This is a genomic window from Chromohalobacter canadensis (genome assembly GCF_029544075.1).
GTDB lineage: Bacteria > Pseudomonadota > Gammaproteobacteria > Pseudomonadales > Halomonadaceae > Chromohalobacter > Chromohalobacter canadensis_A.
In genome coordinates this window covers 1-10045 of sequence record NZ_JAJQJH010000025.1, presented here as the reverse complement: position 1 = coordinate 10045, position 10045 = coordinate 1, and the positions used below count along the sequence as shown (strand labels likewise).

7 protein-coding genes are annotated in these 10045 nt (G+C 61.5%); all 7 read left to right on the top strand.

The features are described from left to right. The first annotated feature begins 92 nt into the window (after positions 1 to 92). Positions 93 to 1520, top strand: a complete 1428-nt coding sequence (gene arcD, locus LUN51_RS17280) for an arginine-ornithine antiporter (RefSeq protein WP_277812227.1) — start codon at positions 93 to 95, stop codon at positions 1518 to 1520. 57 nt (positions 1521 to 1577) lie between these two features. After that, positions 1578 to 2831 carry an arginine deiminase gene (arcA, locus tag LUN51_RS17275; RefSeq protein WP_277812226.1) on the top strand — a complete coding sequence of 418 codons (1254 nt, stop codon included), beginning with the start codon at positions 1578 to 1580 and terminating at the stop codon, positions 2829 to 2831. 42 nt (positions 2832 to 2873) lie between these two features. Continuing rightward, positions 2874 to 3884 carry an ornithine carbamoyltransferase gene (locus tag LUN51_RS17270; protein ID WP_277812225.1) on the top strand — a complete coding sequence of 337 codons (1011 nt, stop codon included), beginning with the start codon at positions 2874 to 2876 and terminating at the stop codon, positions 3882 to 3884. A gap of 25 nt (positions 3885 to 3909) precedes the next feature. Next, positions 3910 to 4839: a carbamate kinase gene (gene arcC / locus LUN51_RS17265; RefSeq protein ID WP_277812224.1), complete on the top strand. Its 930-nt coding sequence runs from the start codon at positions 3910 to 3912 to the stop codon at positions 4837 to 4839. A gap of 146 nt (positions 4840 to 4985) precedes the next feature. Next, positions 4986 to 6062 (top strand): HlyD family secretion protein, encoded by a 1077-nt coding sequence (locus LUN51_RS17260; protein WP_277812223.1) that lies wholly within the window; start codon positions 4986 to 4988, stop codon positions 6060 to 6062. Then, the gene (gene rbbA / locus LUN51_RS17255; RefSeq protein ID WP_277812222.1) at positions 6059 to 8785 is read left to right on the top strand and encodes a ribosome-associated ATPase/putative transporter RbbA; all 2727 of its coding nucleotides are present in this window, start codon (positions 6059 to 6061) and stop codon (positions 8783 to 8785) included. Before LUN51_RS17260 ends, rbbA begins: the two co-directional genes overlap by 4 nt. After that, the gene (locus LUN51_RS17250) at positions 8782 to 9900 is read left to right on the top strand and encodes an ABC transporter permease (RefSeq protein ID WP_431355594.1); all 1119 of its coding nucleotides are present in this window, start codon (positions 8782 to 8784) and stop codon (positions 9898 to 9900) included. The genes rbbA and LUN51_RS17250 overlap by 4 nt, the downstream gene beginning before the upstream one ends. Positions 9901 to 10045 lie beyond the last annotated feature (145 nt).

The window sequence follows — 10045 nt, the reverse complement described above, 5'->3', positions numbered from 1 at the left end:
CGGCACAGGTGTTTCTGGGGGAATACTCCGGCGCCCTGGATACCGCAGGTGCTGCGCTTATTGGTTGAATTCAGGTCCTGAAGGAATCTAAAATGACGCAAGCCACACAGAAACTGAAGCTTGGGGCCCTCATCGCGCTTGTGGTCGGCTCGATGATCGGTGGAGGAATCTTCTCCCTGCCACAAAACATGGCCGCGAGTGCCAGCGCAGGTGCGATACTGATTGGCTGGGTGATCACCGCGATCGGCATGCTGACCCTGGCCTTCGTCTTCCAGACACTGGCCAACCGCAAGCCTGACCTGGACTCGGGTATCTATGCCTATGCCAAGGCTGGCTTCGGCGACTACATGGGGTTCTCTTCCGCCTGGGGCTACTGGATCAGTGCCTGGCTAGGCAACGTCAGTTATTTCGTTCTTCTGTTCAGTACTCTGGGATATTTCTTTCCCATCTTTGGCGAAGGCAACACGCCTGCTGCCATCGCGTGTGCCTCGCTGCTGCTGTGGGGGATCCATTTCCTGATACTGAACGGAATCAAGGAAGCCGCCTTCATCAACCTCGTCACGACCGTCGCGAAAATCGTGCCGTTGGTCCTGTTCATCATCATTACGCTATTTGCATTCGATGCCGATATTTTCCTGACCGACTTCTGGGGAAGGGGGAATCTCGACCTTGGCAGCGTGATGGATCAGGTCAGGAACATGATGCTGGTGACTGTCTGGGTATTCATCGGTATCGAAGGTGCCAGCATCTATTCGGCCCGGGCCGAGAAGCGCAGCGACGTCGGCAAGGCCACGGTAACCGGCTTCCTGGGTGTGCTGCTTTTACTGGTGCTGGTCAACGTCCTGTCCATGGGCGTCATGCAGCAGCCCGAACTGGCGGCTCTGCAAAACCCCTCCATGGCCGGTGTGCTGGAGCAGGTTGTGGGTCGTTGGGGCTCCATCCTGATCAGTGTTGGGCTGGTGGTATCGTTGGCCGGCGGCCTGCTGGCCTGGACGCTACTGTGCGCGGAGATACTTTTCGCCGGCGCACGCGACCACACCATGCCGAACTTCCTGAAAAAGGAGAACCGCAAGCAGGTCCCCAGCAATGCCCTGTGGGTTTCAAACGGCCTGATCCAGTTATTCCTGATCGTTACGCTATTTAGCGAATCCACCTATCTAAGCCTTTTCTATCTGGCCACCTCGATGATCCTGGTGCCCTACTTCTGGTCAGCGGCGTATGCCTTGCTGGTGAGCTGGAGAGGCGAAACCTATGAGTCGCAGCGGCATCAACGCCGCAAGGACCTGCTCATTGCACTGATCGCTGTCATCTACAGTGCCTGGCTGATTTATGCGGGAGGTATCCAGTACATCCTGCTTTCGGCGTTGCTCTATGCCCCTGGGGCGCTGTTCTTTGCCCAGGCCAAGCGCGAGCAGAACCGACCGGTCTTTCGTCCTGTCGAAAAGCTGATCTTCGCTGCCGTCCTGGTCGGTGCCGCCCTGGCCGCCTATGGTCTTTACACCGGTTACCTGTCGCTCTGAACTCGAAGCCCTGCCGGTTGAAGAACCGGCAGGCCAGTAGCCTCCCAAGGAGAAACCATGCCTGCTTCCCTGCAACTCGGCGTTCATTCGGAAATCGGTAAACTGCGCAAGGTGCTGGTCTGCTCGCCGGGGCTGGCCCATCAGCGGCTCACCCCCAGCAATTGCGACGACCTGCTCTTCGACGACGTTCTTTGGGTCAACCAGGCCAAGCGCGACCATTTTGACTTCGTGACCAAGATGCGCGAACGCGGCGTCGAAGTTCTTGAAATGCATAACCTGCTGGCAGAAACGCTAAAGAATCCCGAGGCCCGCAAATGGATTCTCGATCGAAAAGCCACAGCCAACCTGGTAGGTCTGGGTCTGCAGCAGGAAGTCCGCGCCTGGCTGGAAGAACAGGAGCCACGCCGACTCGCCGAATTTCTCATCGGCGGGGTTTCGGGGGACGACCTTCCGGGCGATCATGGCAGCGAGATCGTCAAGATGTTCCGCGATTACCTGGGCCACTCGAGCTTCATTCTTCCCCCGCTACCCAACACGCTGTTCACCCGGGATACTACTTGTTGGATTTATGGCGGCGTGACGCTGAATCCCATGCACTGGATGGCACGCCGTCAGGAAACCTTGCTGGTCACTGCGATCTACAAGTTCCACCCCGAATTCGCCAACGCCGGTTTCAAGGTCTGGTACGGCGATCCCGATAGCGACCATGGCATGGCAACGCTGGAGGGCGGCGACGTCATGCCACTTGGCAAGGGCATCGTGCTGATCGGCATGGGCGAGCGGACTTCACGTCAAGCGATTGGTCAGCTTGCGCAATCCCTGTTCAACCAGGGGGCAGCCGAGCGAGTCATCATTGCAGGTCTACCCAAATCTCGAGCGTCAATGCATCTCGATACCGTGTTCAGCTTCTGCGACCATGACTTGGTAACGATCTACCCGGAAGCCGTGCAGTCTATCGTTGCGTTCAGCCTGCGCCCCGACGAAAGCAAGCCGGGCGGTATTGATGTGCGTCGCGAAGAGCAAGGCTTCCTCGAGGTCGTGGCTACCGCCTTGGGCCTGAAGAAGCTGCGCACGGTCCAGACGGGGGGCGACAGTTACGAAGCCGAACGTGAACAGTGGGATGACGGCAATAATGTCGTGGCCCTGGAACCCGGCGTGGTCATCGGTTATGACCGCAATACCTACACCAATACGCTGCTGCGCAAGGCCGGGGTCGAGGTCATCACGATCGATGCCAGTGAGCTGGGCCGGGGCCGTGGGGGCGGCCATTGCATGACCTGCCCGATCATTCGAGACCCCGTGGGCTACTAACATCAAGCCCAACTTCGCCCTATCTTTCTCCGGAGAATCTGTATGGCCTTCAATATTCATAACCGCAGCCTGCTTAGCCTGATGCATCACAGCCCCCGTGAGCTGCGCTACCTGCTGGATCTTTCCCGGGATCTCAAGCGTGCCCGGTACACAGGCAGCGAACAGCAGCACCTGAAAGGCAAGAATATCGCGCTGATCTTCGAGAAGTCATCCACCCGCACACGCTGCGCCTTCGAAGTGGCCGCTTACCAGCAAGGGGCCAATGTGACCTACATCGACCCCACCTCTTCCCAGATCGGCCACAAGGAGACGATCAAAGACACGGCCCGGGTCCTGGGGCGCATGTACGATGCCATCGAATACCGGGGCTTCAGTCAGGCCATCGTCGAGGAGCTGGCCAGATATGCCGGCGTCCCGGTATTCAATGGACTGACCGATGAATACCATCCGACCCAGATGCTCGCCGACGTACTGACCATGCGTGAACACAGCGACAAGCCGTTGCATGAGATCCGCTACGCCTATCTGGGTGACGCGCGTAACAACATGGGCAACTCGCTGCTGTTGATCGGCGCCAAGCTGGGCATGGACGTGCGTATCGGGGCGCCCAAGGCGCTGTGGCCAAGCGCCGAGCATATCAGCGCATGCCGCCAACTCTCCGAGGAATCGGGTGGCCGGATGACACTGACCGAAACGCCTGCCGAAGCGGTCCAGGACGTCGACTTCATTCATACCGACGTCTGGGTCTCCATGGGTGAACCCCTGGAGACCTGGAGCGAGCGAATCCGGCTCCTGGAAGCCTACCAGGTGAACAAGGCCCTACTGGACGCCAGCGGCAATCCTCGGGTGAAGTTCATGCACTGTTTGCCGGCCCTGCACAACGCCGACACCAAGATCGGCAAGCAGATCGCGGCACAGTACCCCCAACTGGCGAACGGCATCGAAGTCACCGAGGAGGTCTTCGAGTCTCCGGCGTGCATTGCCTTCGAACAGGCCGAGAACCGCATGCACACGATCAAGGCGGTGCTGGTCGCCACCCTTGGTGATATCTGATCGTCGCGACACGGAGATAGACTCGATGCGCATCGTCACTGCCCTGGGCGGCAATGCCCTGCTTCGCCGTGGTGAGCCGTTGACGGCGGACAACCAGCGCGAGAATGTACGCATCGCCTGTGCCCAGCTTGCCAGGATCATTCCCGGCAACGAGGTGGTGATTGCTCACGGCAATGGCCCCCAGGTCGGTCTGTTGGCGCTGCAGAGTGCAGCCTACAGCGATGTCCCCTCCTACCCGCTGGATGTACTCGGTGCCCAGACGGAAGGCATGATCGGTTACATGATCGAGCAGGAGTTGGGTAACCTGCTGCCTGTCGAGGTCCCGTTCGCCACCATTCTCACCCAGGTCGAGGTGGACGCCTCCGATCCGGCCTTCCGCCACCCGAGCAAGCCCATCGGACCGGTATACTCGCTGGAGGAGGCCCGGCGCCTGGCCAAGGAAAAGGGCTGGGACATCGCTCCCGATGGCGATGCTTTTCGCCGCGTGGTTGCGAGCCCGCGGCCCAAACGCATCTTCGAGCTCCGTCCCATCAAGTGGTTGCTTGAAAAAGGCAGCGTCGTCATCTGCGCCGGCGGCGGCGGCATCCCCACCCTCTACGATGAGGGGCGCATGCTGCACGGTATCGAAGCCGTCATCGACAAGGATTTATGCTCGGCACTCCTGGCCCAGGAGCTCGACAGTGATCTGCTGGTCATCGCTACCGATGTCGATGCTGCCTATATCGATTGGGGCCAACCCACCCAGCGGGCCATCGCACGCGCGCATCCGGATGTGCTGGAAAAGCTGCCCTTCGCGGCAGGCTCGATGGGCCCCAAGATCCAGGCTGCCTGCGACTTCGCCCGTCGCACCGGCAAGGACGCCGTCATCGGTTCCCTGGCGGATATCGAGGCCATTGTCCAGGGCACGGCCGGAACGCGCATCAGCCTGTCGACATCGGGAGTCGAGTATCGCTGAGCGGCGACTCGGCAAGCTGTAGGACGCCAGGCTAACCGATAAAAGCTTTGACCAGTAGAAACATGCTTGCATGGATGTATGATTCCCTATGCCATCACCTCGCTTTCACAGCCCCTGCCCCATGGCGACCGGAGCCTGTCAACATCATGAATCGACCACCTCGCAAGCGACTCATCCAAGCCCTGCTCTTCGTTATCCTGTTGGTCGCCATCGCCCTGGTCGCCTGGAGTGAATTGCGCCCCAGTGGCCTGGGCGACGCCATCGCCAGCGGTAACGGACGCATGGAAGCGACCGAGATCGACATCGCCACCAAACTGAGCGGCCGCGTGGCGGAGATTCTGGTCGATGAGGGCGATTTCGTGACTCCCGGCCAGCTTCTGGCCCGCATGGATACCCGCACGCTCGACGCACAACTGCGCCAGGCCCAGGCCGAACTGCAGCGCATGCGCAACGCCTTGCAGACCGCCCACGCTCAGGTGGCTCAGAGCGAAAGCACCAAGTCCGCCGCGGAAGCCGTCGTGCATCAACGCCAGGCGGAACTGACGGCGGCACGCAAGCGCCATGAACGCTCCCAGGCGCTGGTGCAGCGTCATTCCATCTCCCGCCAGCAGGCCGACGATGATCTGGCGGTCATGCAAAGCGCGGAAGCCGCGCTGGCAGCGGCCCGGGCCCAGGTCGCGGCGGCTCAGGCCGCCATCGTCGCGTCACGTTCCCAGGTCGTCGAGGCGCAGTCCGCCATCGACGCCGCCGAAGCCGGCGTGGCGAAGGTCCAGGCGGACCTGGATGACAGCCAACTGCGTGCCGACCGCCTGGCCCGGGTGCAGTACCGCGTGGCGGAACCCGGAGAAGTCCTGGCGCCCGGCGGCAACGTGCTCAACCTGATCGACCTGACCGACGTCTACATGACATTCTTTCTGCCCACCTCGCAGGCCGGCCGCGTGGCGCTGGGCGACGACGTCCGCCTGGTGCTGGATGCCGCCCCGGAGTACGTGATCCCCGCCCGGGTCAGCTTCGTCGCCAGCGCCGCCCAGTTCACTCCCAAGACGGTGGAAACGGCCAGTGAGCGGGAAAAACTCATGTTCCGCATCCGGGCACGTATCGACCCGCAACTGCTGAAGGAACATCTCGAGCAGGTCAAGACCGGCCTGCCCGGCATGGCCTATCTCAAGCTCGACCCCCAGGCCGAATGGCCCGATTCCCTCCAGGTGAACGTGTCGTCATGAGCGCGGACACCGTAGCGAGGCTGCACGAGGTCGGTCTCAAGTACGCCAGGACCGTGGCCCTGGCCGACGTGACCCTCGACATCCCGGCCCGGCAGATGGTCGGGCTGATCGGTCCCGACGGGGTCGGCAAGTCGAGCCTGCTGGCGCTGATTGCCGGTGCCCGGCGTCTCCAGCAGGGGCATATCGAGGTGCTCGGCGGCGACATCGCCGACAGCGAGCATCGCCGCCTCGCGGGACCGCGCATCGCCTATATGCCGCAGGGGCTCGGCAAGAATCTCTATGCGACCCTGACCGTGCGCGAGAATCTCGAATTCTTCGCTCGTCTGTTCGGTCAGGACCACAACGAGCGCGAACGTCGCATCATGGACCTGACCCGCAGCACCGGCCTGGCCGATTTCACCGAGCGCCCCGCCGGCAAGCTTTCCGGGGGCATGAAGCAGAAGCTGGGCTTGTGTTGCGCACTGATCCACGATCCCGATCTGCTGATCCTCGACGAACCGACGACCGGGGTCGACCCGCTCTCGCGCAGCCAGTTCTGGGGATTGATCGCCCGCATTCGTCAGCAGCGCCCCCGCATGAGCGTACTGGTGGCCACCGCCTACATGGACGAAGCCCAGCGCTTCGATTGGCTGGTGGCGATGAACGATGGGCAAGTACTCGATACCGGCACGCCCCAGGCCCTGCTCGAACGGACCCGGTGCGCGACGCTGGAAGAGGCGTTCATCCAGCTGTTGCCCGAGGAGAGACGCCGCGGGCATCGGCAGCTTGCCATTCCGCCACGCCCTGCCAACGACCAGATCGCCATCGAGGCCCACGGCCTGACCAAGCGGTTCGGCGATTTCACCGCCGTGGACCATGTCGATTTTCGTATCGAGAAGGGCGAGATCTTCGGTTTTCTCGGCTCCAATGGGTGCGGTAAATCGACCACCATGAAGATGCTCACCGGTCTGCTGCCGTTCGAGGAAGGCGAAGCCCGGCTGTTCGGCCAGCCGGTCGACCCGCAGGATATCGAGACCCGGCGCCGGGTCGGGTACATGTCGCAGGCATTCTCGCTGTACAGCGAGCTGAGCGTGGGCCAGAACCTTGACCTGCATGCCCGGCTGTTTCACCTGCCCGAGGACGATTATCGCCTGCGCCGCCAGGAACTGCTGAGCCGCTTCGACCTGGAGGGCGTCATCGATGAACTGCCCGGGCAGCTGCCACTGGGCGTCCGCCAACGCCTGTCTCTGGCGGTCGCGGTACTGCACCGTCCGGAAATCCTGATCCTCGACGAGCCGACCTCCGGCGTCGATCCGATCGCCCGCGACAATTTCTGGGCCCAGTTGGTGACGATGTCCCGCGAGGATGGCGTCACCATCTTCATCTCGACCCACTTCATGAACGAGGCGCTGCGCTGCGATCGCATCTCGCTGATGCATGCCGGCCGGGTCCTCGCCAGCGATACGCCGCGGGGGCTGATGGAGGACCATGGCGGCGATACGCTGGAAGAGGTCTTCATCGCCTATCTGCGCAAGGCCAGCCAAGCGCCTCAAGACCCAGCCGATGAGGCTCCGCCAACGTTGCCTTCCATTGTCACGGCGGCTGCCGCTGTTCCGCCCCCACGCTTCAGTTGGCGACGATTGTTCAGCTACGCCCGACGCGAGAGCATGGAACTGCGCCGCGATCCGGTGCGCGCCACCCTGGCCCTGGCCGGCACCTTGCTGCTCATGTTCATCGTCGGTTATGGCATCAGCATGGACGTGGAAGACCTCTCCTTCGCGGTGCTCGACCGCGACCAGACCACCACCAGTCAGCATTACATCCTCAACCTGTCAGGCTCACGCTACTTCAGCGAAAAGCCGCCACTGCAGAGCTACGGCGAGCTCGACGAACGCCTGCGCAACGGCGATATCAGTCTGGCGGTGGAAATTCCGCCCGATTTCGGACGCGATCTCAAGCGTGGCGACTCGCCTCAGGTGGCCTATTGGATCGATGGTGCGATGCCCAATCGCGCCAGCACGATACGCGGCTATGTCCAAGGCATCCATGGGGACTATCTGCGGGAACTGGCACGTGACAGCAGCACGCCCCGTAGCAGCCGAGTCAATATCGCCCTTCGCTATCGCTACAACCCGGATGTGCAGAGCCTGCCGGCGATGGTGCCGGCGGTCATTCCGCTGCTGCTGATGATGATTCCCGCCATGCTCACCGCTCTGGGCGTGGTACGCGAGAAAGAGCTCGGGTCGATCACCAACTTCTATGTCACCCCGGTAACCCGCCTGGAGTTCCTGATCGGCAAGCAGCTGCCCTACGTGGCCCTGGGCATGATCAACTTCCTGCTGCTGGTGCTGTTGTCGATCCTGATATTCGACGTGCCGATCAAGGGCAATCCGCTCACCCTGGCCCTGGGTGCCTTGCTCTACGTGATGTGCGCCACCGGACTGGGCTTCTTGATCTCGGCGTTGTTCAACAGCCAGATCGCGGCCATCTTCGGTACCGCCATCGGCACGCTGGTACCGGCGATCCAGTTCTCGGGCATGCTGCATCCCGTTTCATCACTGGAAGGCGCTTCGGCGGTGATCGGCCAGCTCTATCCCACCAGTCATTTTCTGGTCATCAGCCGAGGCATCTTCTCCAAGGCTCTCGGCCTGGCCGAACTCTACCCCTACTTTCTGGCCCTGCTGGCGACCATTCCGGTGTTGAGCCTGCTGAGCATCGCCGGCCTCAGGAAACAGGAAACATGATGCGCACGCTCTCCAACATCTTTCAGCTCGGCGTCAAGGAACTGCGCACGCTCCTGCGCGACCCCGCCATGCTGCTGCTGATCGTCTACGCCTTCAGCGTGAGCATCTATTCGAGCGCCACCGCGATGCCGGAGGCTCTCCACCGGGCCACGATCGCCATCGTCGACGAGGATCGCTCGCCAGCCTCCCAGCGCCTGATCGACGGCTTTCAGGCGCCCTATTTCCTGCCGCCGGTGCTCACCGGACATGCCGACATGGACGAGGGCATGGACAAGGGACGCTACACCTTCACGCTGGACATTCCGCCCGGTTTCCAGCACGACCTGCTCGACGGCGACACGGTGACGATTCAGCTCAACGTCGATGCGACCCAGATCAGCCAGGCATTTACCGGGGCCGGCTACATTCAGGAAATCATCAACGACGAAGTCGCCACCTTCCTGGCGGGCCACGATCCCGATGCCGCCTCCACCGTTCAGGCAGTGGTCCGCATGGTCTACAACCCGAATCTGGACCCGGCCTGGTTCGGCGCGGTGAACGAAGTCATCAACCAGATCACCATGCTGTCGATCATTCTCACCGGTGCTGCGCTGATCCGCGAGCGCGAGCATGGCACCATCGAGCACCTGCTGGTCATGCCGGTGACTCCCTTCGAGATCATGACGGCCAAGGTCTGGTCCATGGGCCTGGTGGTCCTGATCGCCTCCGCCTTCGCCCTGCGCATGGTCGTGGAAATCGGCTTGCAGGTCCCCATCGCCGGCTCGGTCACCCTGTTTCTCTTCGGCGCCATGTTGCACCTGTTCGCCACCACCTCGATGGGCATCTTCTTCGGCACCGTGGCGCGCTCCATGCCGCAGCTTGGGCTGTTGATCATCCTCACCCTGATCCCGTTGCAGATGCTCTCCGGGGGCACCACGCCCCGGGAAAGCATGCCGGCGTTCATTCAGGACATCATGCTCGCCGCACCGACCACTCATTTCGTGATGCTGGGGCAAAGTATTTTGTTTCGTGGCGCGGGATTACCCACTGTCTGGCCACAACTCTTAACGCTTGCCGCCATCGGCACGCTCTTCTTCAGCGTGGCTCTGTTACGGCTGCGTAAATCACTGGGATAATTACATCAGTAATAAATTTAGCCCTTGTATAAACTAAGGCTAAAATTTAATGAAAATATGATATACGTCTGTAATGACCCCCTGGTTTCTGCACACCCTACGCCGTTAATGCGGGGTGTGCTCGGGGTGCCACGTAGTCCAGAGA